This window comes from Ensifer sp. (genome assembly GCF_035999185.1).
Classification (GTDB): domain Bacteria; phylum Pseudomonadota; class Alphaproteobacteria; order Rhizobiales; family Rhizobiaceae; genus Ensifer.
The window spans coordinates 17,658-32,860 of record NZ_DASYHB010000208.1; the positions used below are offsets into that span (position 1 = coordinate 17,658).

The window sequence follows — 15,203 nt, forward strand, 5'->3', positions numbered from 1 at the left end:
GCTGAGACCCCGGCCGGTGACCAGCCGGCCGGGGCACGATGCGCGGGGCAAAAGGGGCACTCATCATGAGCAAGAAGAAAGAGCCGCAACACAAGATCGGCGGCATGCGCGGGATCCTGATCTATCTTTTCGGTCTATCTGGCATCATCAACGTCCTGGCGCTGACCGGCGCCTTCTACATGATGCAGATTTATGATCGGGCGCTGACCAGCGGCAGCATTTCGACCCTGGTAGCACTGTCGGTTCTCGCAGTCGGACTCTATCTCTTTCAGGGCCTGTTCGACGTCATCCGTTCACAGATCCTCGTGCGGCTTGGCGCCCGGCTTGACGCCAAGCTTGCTCCCCTCGCCCACAAGGTGGTCATCGAGATGCCGCGTTTCGGTTACTCGACGGCGGAAGCCACCGAACGTGGCCGCGACGTCGATACGCTGCGCGGGTTTCTCGCCGGCCAGGGACCGGTGGCGCTCTTCGACCTGCCATGGATCCCGATCTACCTCGCCTTCGTCTGGCTGCTGCATCCGATGCTCGGCTACCTGACGCTCGGCGGCGCGCTGGTGCTTGCTCTGCTCACCGTCCTTGCGGAAGTGCTGACACGGCGCCATTCCAACCCGATGATCAAGGCTTCGGTGGCGCGCAGCTCGATCGTCGAAAGCAATGCCCGAAACAGCGATGTGCTGCACGCCATGGGCATGACCGGCCGTGCCGTCGAACGGTTCGAAAAGGCCAATCGCCGCCATCTCGACTGTCAAACCCAAACGTCCGATGTCGGCGGCACCTTGTCCGGCCTGTCGAAGGTGCTGCGCATGGTCCTGCAGTCGGCGATCCTCGGGCTCGGCGCCTATCTCGCCATCCGCGGACAGATGTCGGCCGGGTCGATCATCGCCTCTTCGATCGTGACGGCGCGGGCGCTGGCCCCGGTGGACCTGGCGATCGCGCAATGGAAGGGCGTGGTCACTGCCCGTCGCAGCTATCATCGCCTCAACGAGACGCTCGGCGTCCTCGACGAACGCAGCGGCAATCTCGACCTGCCCGCACCTCAAGCGAGCCTGACCGTCGACAAGGTATCGACCGTGGCTCCGTCGACCGGCGCAGTACTCTTGAGCGACGTGAGCCTCGAGTTGAAGGCCGGCCAGGCTCTCGGATTGATCGGCCCGTCAGGAGGCGGCAAGACGACGCTGGCACGCACGATCCTCGGCATCTGGCCGGTTCTGCGCGGGGCAGTCAGAATTGATGGGGCCGATCTCAACCAGTGGCCGGAAATGCTGTTCAACCGGCACGTCGGCTACCTGCCGCAGGACGTGGCGTTGATGGATGGCACCGTGTCCGACAACATATCCCGCTTCGCAGAAGCGCCGAATGCGCGGGAAATCATCCGCGCAGCAAAAGCCGCAGGGATCCACGAGATGATCGTGCATCTTCCGAACGGCTACCAGACCGAGCTTGGTCCCCATGGTACCGCCCTGTCCGCAGGCCAGCGACAGCGCATCGCCTTGGCACGCGCACTCTATGGAGACCCCTTTCTTGTGGTGCTCGACGAGCCCAACTCCAACCTCGACGCTGAAGGGGAGGAAGCGCTCAATCGGGCGATCCTCAACGTGCGCGAGCGCGGCGGCATCGTTGTCATCGTCGCTCATCGCCCGAGTGCACTGCAGACCGTCGACATGATCGGCCTGGTTCAGGCCGGCCGCCTGGTCGCCTTCGGCCCGAAGGAAGAAATTCTGCCTCAGCAAAAGACACGGCCACTCGTTGTCGAGAAGACGCGGCGCCCGGAGGCCGGCATGGCGCAACCCCAGCGCGTTTCCGCCGAATAGCAGTCTGCCTGGGACGGCCACAAGCCGAGGAGGATGACATGGACGAGAAACTCATCTTGAAGCGGCCCGACAGCCAAGAGGCGCTCGCGCCCAAGAACCGTTACGAGACCGCCGACAAACCTGAGCGCAAGCGCGGGCAGATGGCACTTTCGGCCCTTTTCCTCGGCGCGCTCGGCTCCGTGCTTGGAAGCACGGAAGGGGAAAGCGAGCCGGCGAACGACCGGCCGTCGCGCGAGCCTGCCGGCCCCGAGCTGCCGGCCGATGCGCCCGACATGTCCGGAGCGATCGATGCGATCGAGGATGCCGCCGCTTACATCCAGGGACTGCTGCAGGATCTGGCGTTTCCGGAAGACGTCATGCCGGCAAGGCTCGGCCGTCTGCGTGCATCGGTGCGGATTGCGTTTGATGACGGCATGCCCAGCACCGATTTCGTCGACGAGCGGCCATTCAAGACGAGTACGCGACCGGCCAACGACAACAGTCTGCTCGATTTCGATTTTCCCGGCCTCACGTCAATTGGCAGTTCATCGCCCGCCGCCATTGGCAACGGTGACGGTGATGACGACGGCGGGCCGGACCGCCCGGGCGATGGTGATGACGACGTTGGCCCAGGCGAGCCGGGCGACGACGATGTTGACGATGACGGCAGCACACGCAGCAACCGGCTTCCTGTTGTTACGGGCCGCAATGTTCTGGCCAACGGCTTGATGAACCTGTCGGCCTTCATCCTGCTGGACGACCTGCTTGCCAATACCGTCGATCCCGACGGCGACAGGCTGTCGATTGCCAACCTGACGGTCTCCAGTGGCTCGATCCGTTCCTATGGCGAGGACATGTGGCTCTATACCCCGGACCGTGGCGATCTCGGTGAAGTTACCTTCACCTATTCGGTCACGGACGGCACCGGCCGAACCGCGAATGGCGCACTCCTGACACTGCTGGACTGGCCGGCGAAGGAGATCAGGGGAACCGAGGGCAATGACGTCATGCTCGGGACGCCGCAGCCCGACATCATCGCGGCACTTGGCGGCGACGACATCGTTTATGGCCGCGAGTCCGACGACGTCATCCTCGGTGGCTTGGGCGACGATACGCTGATCGGCGGCGCTGGCGACGACACGCTCTACGGGGAGGCCGGCAACGACCGTCTTTATGGCGGGCGCGGCAACGACGTGCTGTTCGGCGGCACCGGGGACGACCATCTCTATGGCGAAGAGGGAAACGACATCCTCATCGGCGAGGCAGGAGACGACTTTCTCTTCGGCGGCGCCGGCGACGACCGGTTGTTCGGTGAGGAAGGCCGCGATGTTCTCGAAGGCGATGCCGGCAACGACCTGCTGGACGGTGGAGCCGGTAGCGACCGGCTCACCGGCGGCTCGGGGCAGGACACGGTGCTCGGCGGCGCTGGCGATGATACCATCGTCACTGGTCCGAGCGCCGAAGAGGCCCGGAGCACGGCGGCGCCGGCAAGCGACGGCAACGACCATTATTCCGGTGGCGAGGGCACCGACACGCTCGATGCCAGCACCACCACCAGCGCCATCACGGTCGACCTGGAGGCTGGAACGGCGTCCGGTGCCGAGATCGGATCCGACACGATCGACAGCATCGAGAACGTCATTGCCGGTTCGGGCAATGACCACCTCAACGGCAACGCAGCGGACAACACGCTGATCGGCAACGACGGCGACGATGTCATCACGGGCAATGGCGGAAACGACACCATCATCGGCGGCAACGGCAACGATGTGGTCGATGGTGGTTCGGGCAACGACACGATCCTGGTCGTCGCATTCGACCGAAAAAGCGATGCCGCCAATGATGGCAACGATGTCTATAGCGGAGGAGATGGCGTCGATACGCTAGACCTCTCCGCTCTGGTGCAGGCGGTCTTGGCCGATATGGAGGCGGGGATCGCCCAAGGCGAAGAGATCGGCGAAGATCGCATCGAAGGCTTCGAGATCATCGTCGGCGGACGCGGCAGCGACCGCATTTCAGGTAGCCGCGGCGACGACATGCTCTTTGGCGGCCTTGGCGATGACCGCCTGCGCGGTCGCGACGGCGACGATGTGCTCGTCGGAGGTGCCGGCGACGACGAACTGAAGGGCGAAGATGGTGCCGACACGTTCGTGGTCGTGCTCGTGCCCGGCGCCGACGACGGTGACGATACGATCGAGGGTGGCACTGGCCTTGATACCTACGATGCGTCAGCGGCCACACAGGCGATAGTGATCGATCTCGACCACGGCATCGCCGCTGGTGTTGAGATCGGCGCCGATACCTTGAATTCGATCGAGGTCGCGATCGGTGGCAAGGGTAACGACGTCATCGTCGCCAGCGATGCCGTCAATTTTCTGGCCGGCGGCGCGGGCGCCGACATCTTTGTCTTCCGCAGCCTGGCTGCCCTTGCCAATGGCGGCATGGGCCGCGACGAAATCCGAGATTTCCAGGTAGGCGACCGCATCGACCTGTCCAAGATCGCCGAGATTGTTGGTGGTCTCGCCTTCGCGCCCTTTGCCGACGACGGCGGCCCGACGCCTGTGAACCGGATTACCTTCTATCACGAGACCTTCAGTGATGCGGAGCGGACCGTCGTGCGCGCCATCATCGATCTCGAGCGCGACGAGGATCTCGAATTCCTGATCGCCGGTCGCCACGCGCTGACCGAACAGGACTTCATTCTGGCAGCACTCGACACAGCGGCGGACCAGACGAGAGACGCGGTCTAGCCAGCTAAAACGCAGAGATCACATCCATCACACAGTTTCCGGGGGAGGCCATGAGCAACCAGAACAGCAAGACCGCCAAGGACAGCGCACAATTCGGCATCACCTCACGCGTGGTAGTATCGGCTCTATTTGCCGCAACGCTGGTGTTCGGCATTGGCGGATGGGCGGCCCATGCCCGCCTTTCCGGCGCGGTCATCGCCCAGGGACAGGTCGCCATCTCCCAGCAGGTCAAGCTCATTCAGCATCGCGACGGCGGTATCGTCTCGGAGATCGCGGTGCGCAACGGCGACCAGGTCAAGAAGGGTGACGTGCTCATCCGCCTCGACGAGACCCAGACCCGGGTGGAGCTGACGATCGTGCGCGGCCAGCTTCAGCAATTCCACGCCATGCGTGCCCGGCTGATCGCCGAACGCGACGGCGAAACGGCGGTTTCCTTCGATGGCCTCGATGTCAGCGACATTCTGAAGACGAGCGAACTCAAATTGTTCGAGGCCAACCGCCGGATGATCACCAGCCAGGAAGAGCAGATGCGCCTGCAGATTGCCCAATTGGAGGAGCAGATCCGCGGATTGAAGGCCCAGACCGGCTCGAGCGACAGGGAAAGGGAGATCGTCGAGAAGGAGATCGTCAAGCTGGAGACGCTCCTGAAAAGCGACCTCGTGCCGATCTCCGAGCACCGCGACCTCTTGCGCCAGATGGCTCGCATCGACGGCTCCAAGGGCGAACTAGTCGCCCGCATTGCCGAGGCTGTCGGCCAGATCAGTGAGCTTCGCATCAAGCTGATGGCGATCGACCAGACCACCCGCAAGGAAACCCAGACCCAGATCGTCGGCATTGAGGCAAAGATCGCCGAACTCAGCGAGCGCGAGGTCGCCGCGCGCGACCGCCTGGCACGCATGGATGTGCGCGCTCCCGTCGATGGGCTCGTCTATGATCTGCAGATCCACACCATCGGCGGCATCATCACGCCCGGCGCGAGCGTGATGTCGATCGTGCCCGAAGACGACGACCTGACAGTCGAGATCCGCATTCCCCCGATCGATGTCGACCGCGTCGCCCCCGGTCAGCCGAGCCGCTTGCGCTTCACGACCTTCAACCAGCGCACAACGCCTGAACTGCAGGGTGAAGTCGATATTGTCGCTGCAGCGACCACTCTGGATCGCGCCACAGGGCAACCCTACTATCTCGCGACTGTCAAAATCGCTGAGCCACTGGACAAGCTGGGCAAGCAGAAGCTCATTCCCGGCATGCTGGTGGAAGTCTATGTCCAGACTGACGAACGCACCGCCATGTCCTATCTCACGAAACCCTTCACGGACCAGATGCTGAGAGCGTTCCGCGAGGAGTGACGACGCGGGCGCCGACCCGGCACAGGCGGACGCCCCGCCTGTCCCCGCCACTCAGTGAACGCGACTGAACCACGGCAGGTTTGCAATACCGATCTTGAGGTGGAGGAGTTGTCGGGACCCGAGGGCCGATCAGCCGGAAGTCGTGTCCAGCCAGATCGTTACAGGACCGTCGTTGACCAACTCCACCCGCATGTCCGCGCCGAAGATGCCATTCGCAACGACAACGCCCAAGGCCGCGACATTGGCCGAGAACGTCTCATATAGGCGTTTGCCTTCCTCCGGCGGAGCTGCCGTCGAAAACCCCGGTCGATTGCCTTTCGTCTCGGCCGCCAAGGTGAACTGGCTGACGATGAGAGCCGAGCCGCCGACGTCGACAAGCGAGCGGTTCATGCGATCCGCCTCGTCCCTGAAGATGCGCAAATTGACGATCTTGCGCGCCAGCCATTCGCCTTCCTTTTCCGTGTCGCCCCTCATTGCGCACACGAAGACCACCAAACCGTTGCCGATCTCCCCCGTGACCGCCCCGTCGACGGTGACGCGCGCAGACGACACGCGCTGCACAAGTGCTCTCATGGCAACGATTCTCCCAATTGGCTTGCCGCCCTTATCGGCCCCGCCGCGGGCGCAATCAAGCTCGAAGGAGATGCTCGTTCCGTGGGGTGATCGCGATCATGGCTGCGCAACCGCCGCGCCAAGCCGCAAGACCTCCGAGATCAGCAGTGTGAGATCCTCCAGGCGGGTGCGGTGGTTGCATATCGCCGCGCGCAGGCAGTGCTTGCCCCGGATCGTTGTGTCGGAGAGCGCGGCCACCCCCGTTTCCTGCAGGCGCAGCATGATCTCGATGTTGATCTCTTTCAGCCGCTGTTCGTCCAGGCCTTCAGGCGCATAGCGGAAGCAGACGATGTTGATTTCTGGTTCGGCGACAAGCTCCAGCGGCGGATGCGCGCGCACGAGATCCGCAAGGTAAGCGGCCTGAGCGATGTTCTGGTCGATAAGTCGGCCGAACTTCGCGACACCATGTTCCATCAGCGCCATCCAGACCTTGAGTGCCACGAAGCCGCGACTGGTCTGGAAGCCGAATTCATGAAGCCACTGGCCGGAGGCGATGCCGCGCGACATGCCCTGGAGGTATTCCGGCGAAACGGCGAAGGTCTCCCGATGCTTCACCCGGTCACGCACGATCGCGCAACCGACCTCGAAGGGGGCATGCAGCCATTTGTGCGGGTCGAGCGCGACGGAATCGGCACGCTCGATGCCCTTGACGCGCCAGGCATTCTCGGGTGCGATCGCCATCAGTGCACCGATACATCCATCGACATGGAACCAGAGATCTTCTTCGGCGGCGATGTCGGCCAAAGCAGCGAGATCGTCCACCGCACCGGAATTGACGGTACCGGCAGTGCCAATCACGCAGGCGGGCCTCAAGCCGTGGGCGCGATCCTCGGCGATGGCCGCACGCAGGCTCGCAATGTCGATCCGATAGCCGGAATCGGTCGGTATTCGTCTGAGTGCCTTGTTGCCGAGACCCAGCGTTTCGACCGCCTTGCGGTGGCAGGAATGAACCTGGTCGGAGGCATAGAAACGCAGGGGCTGCTTGAGGGCCGCAACCCCCTCCTCGCGCAGATCGATCCCCGCCATGGCGTTTCGGGCAACGGTCAGCCCAACGAGGTTTGCCACCGAGCCACCGCTGACCAGCGTACCGCCCGCGGTCTGCGGAAAGCCGATCATGTCGCGAAGCCAGCCGACCACCTGCTGGTCGGCAAGGGCTGCGGCATGTCGGCCTCCACCGAGATTGGACCCCTGGACCGCGGCGAGGAAGTCACCGAGCGCCCCGGTGAAGTTGCCTGAACCCATGTACCAGGACCAGAACCGTGGATGAATGTTACCCATCGGATAGGCGAGCACCGCATCCTTGACGATCGCGTACACGTCCTCGATCGGCGTCGGCCTTTCAGGAACCGGCGCATGGAACAGCGCTTCGACGTCCTCCGGCAGCGGTCGCCAGACCGGACGCTCGCGCACGTGGCCGACGTGGTCGACGGCATCGTCGACGATCCGATGCGCGAGCGCGGCGACGGACGACCAGTCCGCCGGGTCGAGCGTTTCTGGGGGTAATGGGTTTTCCGGTTGCCGGAGCGATCCCTCGCTCCGGTCCAGCGACTGCGCTTTCATTTCCCTCTCCCTCTACTCGGCTGCGAGCTGGAACCCGGGCGTGGACCGCGACAGTTCCAATTCTTCGGCATCCATGTCCGCTGGGATAGACTCAAACAGTGGCGTCGAGAGGTAGCGTTCGCCAGTATCGGGCAGCATGCAGAGGATCACCGAACCTCCCGGCGCGCGCTCTGCGATCTGGCGCGCGACGCCGAATGTGGCGCCGCCCGAAACACCCGTAAAGATGCCCTCCTTCTGTGCCAGCGCCTTTGCCCATTCCATCGCCTTCGGGCCAGCGATCGGGATGAGCTCGTCGTAGTAGCGGTTGTCGATCGCCTCTTGCAGGACGTCCGGTATGAAGTCCGGTGTCCAGCCCTGGATCGGATGAGGCTCGAATGCAGGATGGCTTGCGGCCGGCGCACCACCGGTGCCGCGCTGCTGCACATGGCCGCTACCGAGCAATTGGGCGTTTGCGGGCTCGGCAAGGACGATCTTCGTTTCCGGCCGCTCACGGCGCAGTACGCGCGATACGCCGACGAGCGTGCCCCCGGTGCCGTAGCCGGTGACGAAATAATCAAGGCGGGATCCTGAGAAATCGTTGACGATCTCCCGGCCGGTCGTGGCCTCGTGGATCGCGGCGTTGGCCGTGGTCTCGAACTGCCGGGCCAGGAACCATCCGTTCTTCTCGGCAAGCTCCGCTGCCTTGCGATACATGCCGAGGCCTTTCTCGGCGCGCGGCGTCAGCACGACCTTGGCACCCAGCATGCGCATCAGCCGCCGACGTTCGACCGAGAAACTATCGGCCATGGTAACGACGAGCGGATAGCCTTTTTGCGCACAGACCATCGCAAGCCCGATGCCGGTGTTGCCGCTGGTCGCCTCGACCACGGTCTGCCCGGGCTTCAGCTTGCCGCTGCGCTCGGCCTCCTCGATGATCGAGACAGCCAACCTGTCCTTCACCGACGATGCGGGGTTGAAGAACTCCGCCTTGACGTAGATGGTCGCGCTGCCGACCGCGAGGTTGTTGACGCGGATCGCCGGTGTGTCGCCGATCGTCTCAAGCACGCTGTCGAAAAGCCGCCCGCGGCCGCTCGTGGTTCTCTGTCCTGAAATCGTGGGCATGGGTCCTCTCACTCTTCCGGATGCTAGGTTACGCGTTGGATGCTAAAGTGCCTGCGTGGGAGCCCGCGTGGGAGTGCGCATGGAAACGGATCGTCCGGGCGTGGTTTTTTCGGCACGGGAGCTGGAACTGCGGCTCCTCGGGCCGCTGAGACTCCTGCGCCGGGGCGTGCCCGTGACCTTGCCGCCGTCGCGCAAGGTCCGCGCACTGCTCGCCTATCTGGCTGTAACGCCCGGTTCCGTACCGCGCGAGCGGCTCTGCGACTTGCTCTGGGAAATGCCGAGCGATCCGCGCGGCGAGTTGCGCTGGAGCCTGAGCAAGCTGCGCGCGCTTATGGACACGGATGGCCGCACACGGGTGGTTGCCGCGGCCGACCGGATCTCACTTGATCTCGACGACTGTGACGTCGACGTGCGGCACCTCACGGACGCAAGGCGGCACGGTGTCGGCAACCTCGATCTGGCGGCACTACGAACGCTCGCCGAGCGATGCGACGGCGATTTCCTTGAAGGCGTCGACATCGACAATTGCCCGGCCTTCAAACACTGGCTGACTTCGCTCCGGACCGAGTTTCGCCTGTACAGGCAGCAGGTCGCAGCGGAAATCGGCAGGAAGACGCCCGTCGGCAGCGAGGACGGCTTGCCGGTGGCGCGGCAATGGCTTGAACTCGCGCCACTCGACCCCGAGGCGAACAACCGTTTCCTGGCCGAACTGTTGCACCGGCGGATGAATGACGCCTGTGACCGGCATCTCGATGCCGCGGCGCGGCTGTTTGCCGACGAGGGTGAAGACTTTGCGCCGATCCGAGAGGCATGGGAGCACCTTCGGCGCTCGTCTCGCCAAACGACCGTTACGATCGTTTCCGAAGATGTCGTCGGCCGGCCTCTCGAGCCCGCCCTCGGGACGACCGCGCGCCGCGCCTCGATCGCCGTCATGCCGTTCCGAGACCTTGCGCCAGACCCGTCGGGACGGCACGACCTGGGCAGTGCGATCGCGCACGACGTCATCAGCAAGCTGGCGCGCCTGCGCAGCCTCTTCGTCATTGCCCGCGGCTCCGTCTTTGCAATTGCCGGCGAAGGGCTGGAACTGCAGGAAATCGGCCGCCGGCTCGGCGTCGACTATGTTGCAACCGGCTTTCTCGACCGACACGATCACGGGATCGGCGTCACCGTAGAGGTCGCCCAGGCGGCGACCGCCCATATCGTCTGGACCGAGCGCTTCGAGGCCCATTCTACCGAGCGCTTTGCCCTCCTCGACGAGATCGGCAACAGCATCGTCTCCACAATCGCGGCCGAAATCGAAAACGAAGAGCGCAACCGGGCGATCCTGAAACATCCGGGATCGCTCGACGCCTGGGAGGCCTATCACCGCGGCCTCTGGCATATGTTTCGCTTCACGGCCGAGGAAAACGCGCGCGCCGCCGAGTTCTTCCGTCTGTCGACCAGGCTTGACCCCACCTTCTCGCGCGCCCATGCCGGGCTCTCCTTCACCCATTGGCAAAGAGCGTTCCAGCGCTGGGGCGACCGCGACGCCGAGACCCGCGACGCGCTCAAGGCGGCCGGACAGAGCCTGTTGGTCGACGACCAGAACCCGGCTGCGCACTGGTCGATGGGACGCGCCCTTTGGCTGACCGGCGATCACGACCAGGCGGTGCGCGAACTGGAGCACTCCGTCCACTTGAGCCCCAACTTCGCCCTCGGCCACTATGCGCTCGCCTTCGTGCACTCGCAGTCCGGCGATCCCGCAGCGGCGATCGCCGCTTCCGATCATTCGCGGCTGTTGAGCCCGTACGATCCCCTGCTCTTCGGCATGCTCGGCACCCGGGCGATCGCCCTCATCCGGCTCGGCGCCTTCGAGGAAGCGGCCAACTGGGCGATCAAGGCGGCGGCCCGCCCGAACGCACACGTCCACATCCTGGCGATAGCCGCCCATTGCCTTGCGCTTGCCGGGCGCATCGGCGAGGCTCGCGACTACGCCGCCCGTATCCGCCTCCAGAACCCGGACTACCGGACGGACAACTTCCTGGACACGTTCCATTTCACGCCCGACGTTATCGCCCGCTATCGCCAAGCGGCAGCCCTGATCGGGCTGGCGACCTGAGTGAGCAGAGAGGGTCAACGCTGGCAAAAGGACGTTAAGTCCAGACGCCGGCTCAACTGAGGACCCAAATTCTGTCATGACCTGCCCCATCCCGCGGCATTACCTTTCCCCAAAAGCGCACCTGTGACGACGTTTCACAGGGCGAGTGCGGCGCTCAAGGCTTGCCAAGCCTGACACTTTCAACCATTGCAACTCCGACGCAAACACGGGCCTGGCAGATGATTTGCGAGGCGAGGGAAATACGGATCAGTTTTAATGAACACACATGTTTACCCACCGGCCTCTCCTGTTGAACAGGATGCCCGTGCATGGTTGAAGATCCTTGCCAAGTACCGTCAGCCCCGCATTGGGCGCAGTGCCTTTGAGCTTCTTGTCACGATCGTGCCCTTCGCCTGCTTCTGGGCCATCGCCTACTTGTCCTTCGCTTATGAGATTTGGTACGGGCTGATCGCAATCATCCCGGCCGCAGCTTTTCTCCTGCGGCTTTTCATGATCCAGCACGATTGCGGCCACGGTTCATTCTTTGCCCGTCGCACCCTCGATGATTGGTCAGGTCGTGTTATCGGCGTGCTGACGTTGACGCCTTACGACTACTGGCGCAGGGCGCACGCCGCTCATCACGCCTCCGCCGGCAATTTGGACGAGCGGGGGACCGGCGACATCACCACGCTGACGATCTCGGAGTACCGCGCGCTTTCACGCATGAAACGGCTGCGCTATCGCCTGTACCGGCACCCGCTTGTGATGTTCGGCATCGGCCCTGCCTGGCTCTTTCTGCTCAAGCAACGTTTGCCTTTCGGGATGATGAACGCCGGTTCGCTGCCCTGGGTCTCCACCATGATGACGAACGCTGCGATCCTGGTGTGCGCCGCCTTGGCGGCATGGATGATTGGACTGATGCCTTTCCTCCTGATCCACCTCCCCATCGTGCTCCTGGCGGGTGCCGCCGGCGTTTGGCTCTTCTACGTGCAACACCAGTTTGAAGAGACGCACTGGTCGGCGGGGGACGATTGGCAGTTCCCCAAGGCAGCCCTGCACGGCGCGTCCCATTATGACTTGCCACTGGTGCTTCGATGGCTGACCGGCAACATCGGCATTCACCACGTGCATCACCTGTCGAGCAAGATCCCGTATTACAGGCTGCCGGAAGTTCTGCGTGACCACCCACAGCTTGCGAGTATCGGCCGCATCACGCTCCTGGACAGCTTGCGCTGCGTTAAGCTTGTCCTTTGGGATGACAAACGTGAGAGACTGGTTTCATTCCGCGATGCCGCCAATGGGGCGGTTCACCCTTAGCGGGCCCTGCCTCGGCTTGGCTCATGCCGAGGCACCCGGACACGGCTTGCCGCGACAGCGATGCCGGATCGGGCCGCACTGAAGGATATTCCGGACGGAGGACTACGTGCTCGATCGGAAGAAGGCGCGGCGTCTATCACTCTGCAGGTGGTGGCAGGGGGGAAGCCCCTGCCCTAGGCTGGCCCAAACCTGTTGCGAAGCGCGCCCAGACGCCCTGGTTCAGAGGACGAGCGGGTTGGATCTGTTCTCGATCATGCGCACGAGGTTCAGCGCCGTCATTTCCGAGGATTTCGGATTGGTCGCAAGCGGACGGTTCTGAAGGCGGATTTCGAGCGTGCCGAAAGCACCGTGGGCGTGGATGCAGTGCATGTTCTCGGTCGCCTTCGGGTCGGCGACGAGACGCACGCGCGTGCGCTGCATGCCGATGCCGGCAAGCGAGGTGGTTGCTGCCACATTGGCGTTTTGCGGAAAGGCCGTCGCGGCCTCCGCAGCCGAACCCTCGAAAAAGGCTACCGCCTCCTCCAGCTCTCCAAGGCGACAGCGCTCTTGCGCTGGCGTCCCGAGCCAGGCCCTTGCGGGCTTGGTGATGACGTGCTCAACGCTGTCCAGGCCCAGCCGCGCCGCCGCCGAAAGCGCATCAATGCCGCCGAGCGCGCCCGGCGGAATGATGAGCTTGCAATCATTGCGCCGCGCCAGCCCGACGAGTTCATCGAGCACGGCCGCGTCCACCAAAGCCGAGGTGGAGGACACGGCGAAATCCATGCCCGCAGAGAGTGCTGCACGGGCGAACGGCAGCACGCTTTCGCGGCTCGCAGCCTCGACCACCAATGTCGCGCCGATTGCGGCCAGTGCCTCGGGGCCGGCCACATGAACCGCCCCTTCCGGCATGGTGCCTTCGACTTCCTTGGCATCGCGGACCGCGATCCCGACGATCCGGGCGTTCGCACCCCGCGCCTTCAGAAGTGCTGCGACCCGTTGGCCTATGGCGCCCCAGCCGACGAGGCAGATGGATTCGACTGTCGACATGATGGTCCTTTGTTGTTCGCTGCCAGTTAGAGTGTCACCCAGCCTTCGGGCGGGGTCTTTCCGGGATGCACGGTGCCGCATTTCGGGCACGTGCGCAGCTTTTCGTCAGCGTAGAAAGCCTGGTAGATCGGCGGTAGGTCGTCGACGATGGATTCGAGGTCCACCTCCGCGCGGTGCACCAGCTCCGTGCATTCGAAGCAATACCATTCGACAGCGTCGAGCAGGCCTTCCGGCCGCGTCGGCTCGATGACGAGACCGATCGAACCTTCCATCGGTCGCTGCGGCGAATGGCGCACATGCGGCGGCAGCAAGAAGATGTCGCCCTCGCGGATCGGCACGTCGTAGAATTCCTTGCCGTCATAGAGCTTCAGCACCATGTCGCCCTTGAGCTGGTAGAAGAACTCTTCCACCGGATCGTCGTGATAGTCGGTGCGCTTGTTGGGGCCGCCGACGATGGTCACCATCAGATCGGCGTCCTTCCAGATCTGCTGGTTGCCGACCGGCGGCTTCAGCAAATGCTTGTGCTCGTCGATCCACTTTTGCAGGTTGAAGGCTTTCAGCTTGGTCATGGTTTTCCTCCCGATCCTCTTTAACCCAACGTCAGGCCGCACTCTTCAAAGGCGGCTCGGGTCAGTCTCTTTTCCTCGTCCGTCAGCTCCAGCAGCGGACGGCGCACCGCGCCGCCGACCTGGCCGAGCAGTTCCTGCCAGTACTTCTGGTGCGCGTGGGGCTTTTCCGCGGGCTTGGTCTTGCGGAACGCGTCGCGCACGCGTTGCAGGCTTGCGCTGACCGCCCGCGCCTCGTCGGCCTTTCCGGCAAGCGCAAGCTTGGTGTACTCGGCCATCCGGCGGTCGGCTTTGGTCTGGAGCGTGTAGGGTGGCGACGAGCAGAGATAAAGCTGCCAGCCGAGCTCAAGCACGTTATCCAGCCATTCCTCTTCCGAAGCAGTCGAAACAAGGATGCGGTCGCCGGCAAGCGCCGTCAGCTTCTTGTAGAGGTCGCGCGGCACGGAATATTTGATCGCCACCACAGTCTCGATATCGGCGAGCCGGTTGCACAGCTCAGGGCTCATCAGGTAGCCGCTGTCGGGATGCGACCACAGCGCCATGCCGATGTCGACCTTGGAGGCGATGGTCTCGTAGTAGCGCAGCAGCGTCTCGTCCTGCTGCTTGAAAAAATGCAGGATCGGCGCATGCACGACGATGTAGTCGGCGCCGCAGGCCTGCGCATGGCGGGCGAGATCGATCACGACGTCCATGTTCTGATCCGAGCAGGACATGATGGTCTGCGCCCGGCCGTCGGCCGCATTCACCGAGAGATCGAACATGCGTTTGCGCTCGTCGACCGACATCGCAAAAAACTCGCCCTGCTTGCCGGCGATGAAGAGGCCGTCGATGCCGAGGTCGGAAATCCAATGCTCGACATTGCGGCGGTAGCCCTCCTCGTCGATCGCCCCGTCGGCGGTGAAAGGCGTGTTCGCCGCCGCCCAAATGCCGCGCATGGTGGCGCGGGAATGGGCCTTTGCATCTTTACGCTGATATTTCATGGCACTCCCTGTCGCATGTCCGTCGGGCGGCGCGTGAAGCAAGCCGCCCCGGTCTTCGTTGCCGCCATTTAGCGC

General features: G+C 63.7%; 11 protein-coding genes. 5 read left to right on the forward strand and 6 right to left on the reverse strand.

Annotated features, from left to right (window positions below; genetic code table 11):
- Nucleotides 1-65 precede the first annotated feature (65 nt).
- From VGO04_RS30175 to VGO04_RS30185, 3 genes are read left to right on the forward strand one after another with little or no spacing between them, the layout of a single operon-like run.
- The gene (locus tag VGO04_RS30175; protein ID WP_327499666.1) at nt 66-1,811 is read left to right on the forward strand and encodes a type I secretion system permease/ATPase; all 1,746 of its coding nucleotides are present in this window, start codon (nt 66-68) and stop codon (nt 1,809-1,811) included.
- Nucleotides 1,812-1,849: 38 nt separating this feature from the next.
- Nucleotides 1,850-4,540: a calcium-binding protein gene (locus tag VGO04_RS30180; protein WP_327499667.1), complete on the forward strand. Its 2,691-nt coding sequence runs from the start codon at nt 1,850-1,852 to the stop codon at nt 4,538-4,540.
- A 50-nt stretch (nt 4,541-4,590) separates the two neighbouring features.
- The gene (locus VGO04_RS30185; RefSeq protein ID WP_327499668.1) at nt 4,591-5,889 is read left to right on the forward strand and encodes an HlyD family type I secretion periplasmic adaptor subunit; all 1,299 of its coding nucleotides are present in this window, start codon (nt 4,591-4,593) and stop codon (nt 5,887-5,889) included.
- A gap of 129 nt (nt 5,890-6,018) precedes the next feature.
- Here VGO04_RS30185 and dtd read toward each other — a convergent pair whose 3' ends face one another.
- The 3 genes from dtd to VGO04_RS30200 all read right to left on the reverse strand — a co-directional run bounded on the left by dtd (nt 6,019) and on the right by VGO04_RS30200 (nt 9,162).
- Nucleotides 6,019-6,462 (reverse strand): D-aminoacyl-tRNA deacylase, encoded by a 444-nt coding sequence (gene dtd, locus VGO04_RS30190; RefSeq protein WP_327499669.1) that lies wholly within the window; start codon nt 6,460-6,462, stop codon nt 6,019-6,021.
- Between the two features lie 96 nt (nt 6,463-6,558).
- Nucleotides 6,559-8,061 (reverse strand): pyridoxal phosphate-dependent decarboxylase family protein, encoded by a 1,503-nt coding sequence (locus tag VGO04_RS30195; RefSeq protein WP_327499670.1) that lies wholly within the window; start codon nt 8,059-8,061, stop codon nt 6,559-6,561.
- Nucleotides 8,062-8,073: 12 nt separating this feature from the next.
- Complete coding sequence (locus VGO04_RS30200; RefSeq protein WP_327499671.1) at nt 8,074-9,162, reverse strand: PLP-dependent cysteine synthase family protein; 1,089 nt, start codon at nt 9,160-9,162, stop codon at nt 8,074-8,076.
- Nucleotides 9,163-9,241: 79 nt separating this feature from the next.
- Between VGO04_RS30200 and VGO04_RS30205 the strand changes: the two genes are divergently transcribed.
- Both VGO04_RS30205 and VGO04_RS30210 read left to right on the forward strand, forming a co-directional pair.
- On the forward strand, nt 9,242-11,260 hold the full coding sequence (locus VGO04_RS30205) for a transcriptional regulator (protein WP_327499672.1): 2,019 nt from the start codon (nt 9,242-9,244) through the stop codon (nt 11,258-11,260).
- Nucleotides 11,261-11,515: 255 nt separating this feature from the next.
- On the forward strand, nt 11,516-12,556 hold the full coding sequence (locus VGO04_RS30210; protein WP_327499673.1) for a fatty acid desaturase: 1,041 nt from the start codon (nt 11,516-11,518) through the stop codon (nt 12,554-12,556).
- A gap of 219 nt (nt 12,557-12,775) precedes the next feature.
- Here the strand turns inward: VGO04_RS30210 and VGO04_RS30215 are convergent, their stop codons facing one another.
- Genes VGO04_RS30215 through VGO04_RS30225 form a run of 3 tightly spaced genes read right to left on the reverse strand, consistent with a single transcriptional unit; the run spans nt 12,776 to nt 15,128 of the window.
- Nucleotides 12,776-13,582, reverse strand: coding sequence for an aspartate dehydrogenase (locus VGO04_RS30215; RefSeq protein WP_327499674.1), 807 nt, complete (start codon nt 13,580-13,582; stop codon nt 12,776-12,778).
- Between the two features lie 26 nt (nt 13,583-13,608).
- Nucleotides 13,609-14,151 (reverse strand): 3-hydroxyanthranilate 3,4-dioxygenase, encoded by a 543-nt coding sequence (locus VGO04_RS30220; RefSeq protein WP_060530138.1) that lies wholly within the window; start codon nt 14,149-14,151, stop codon nt 13,609-13,611.
- A 20-nt stretch (nt 14,152-14,171) separates the two neighbouring features.
- Nucleotides 14,172-15,128 carry a dihydrodipicolinate synthase family protein gene (locus tag VGO04_RS30225; protein WP_327499675.1) on the reverse strand — a complete coding sequence of 319 codons (957 nt, stop codon included), beginning with the start codon at nt 15,126-15,128 and terminating at the stop codon, nt 14,172-14,174.
- Nucleotides 15,129-15,203 lie beyond the last annotated feature (75 nt).

What these genes read in the sequence shown, in the direction of transcription:
- VGO04_RS30175 (WP_327499666.1), top strand. Translation starts at nt 66, where the DNA reads ATGAGCAAGAAGAAAGAGCCGCAACACAAGATCGGCGGCATGCGCGGG.
- VGO04_RS30180 (WP_327499667.1), top strand. Translation starts at nt 1,850, where the DNA reads ATGGACGAGAAACTCATCTTGAAGCGGCCCGACAGCCAAGAGGCGCTC.
- VGO04_RS30185 (WP_327499668.1), top strand. Translation starts at nt 4,591, where the DNA reads ATGAGCAACCAGAACAGCAAGACCGCCAAGGACAGCGCACAATTCGGC.
- dtd (WP_327499669.1), bottom strand. Translation starts at nt 6,462, where the DNA reads ATGAGAGCACTTGTGCAGCGCGTGTCGTCTGCGCGCGTCACCGTCGAC.
- VGO04_RS30195 (WP_327499670.1), bottom strand. Translation starts at nt 8,061, where the DNA reads ATGAAAGCGCAGTCGCTGGACCGGAGCGAGGGATCGCTCCGGCAACCG.
- VGO04_RS30200 (WP_327499671.1), bottom strand. Translation starts at nt 9,162, where the DNA reads ATGCCCACGATTTCAGGACAGAGAACCACGAGCGGCCGCGGGCGGCTT.
- VGO04_RS30205 (WP_327499672.1), top strand. Translation starts at nt 9,242, where the DNA reads ATGGAAACGGATCGTCCGGGCGTGGTTTTTTCGGCACGGGAGCTGGAA.
- VGO04_RS30210 (WP_327499673.1), top strand. Translation starts at nt 11,516, where the DNA reads ATGAACACACATGTTTACCCACCGGCCTCTCCTGTTGAACAGGATGCC.
- VGO04_RS30215 (WP_327499674.1), bottom strand. Translation starts at nt 13,582, where the DNA reads ATGTCGACAGTCGAATCCATCTGCCTCGTCGGCTGGGGCGCCATAGGC.
- VGO04_RS30220 (WP_060530138.1), bottom strand. Translation starts at nt 14,151, where the DNA reads ATGACCAAGCTGAAAGCCTTCAACCTGCAAAAGTGGATCGACGAGCAC.
- VGO04_RS30225 (WP_327499675.1), bottom strand. Translation starts at nt 15,128, where the DNA reads ATGAAATATCAGCGTAAAGATGCAAAGGCCCATTCCCGCGCCACCATG.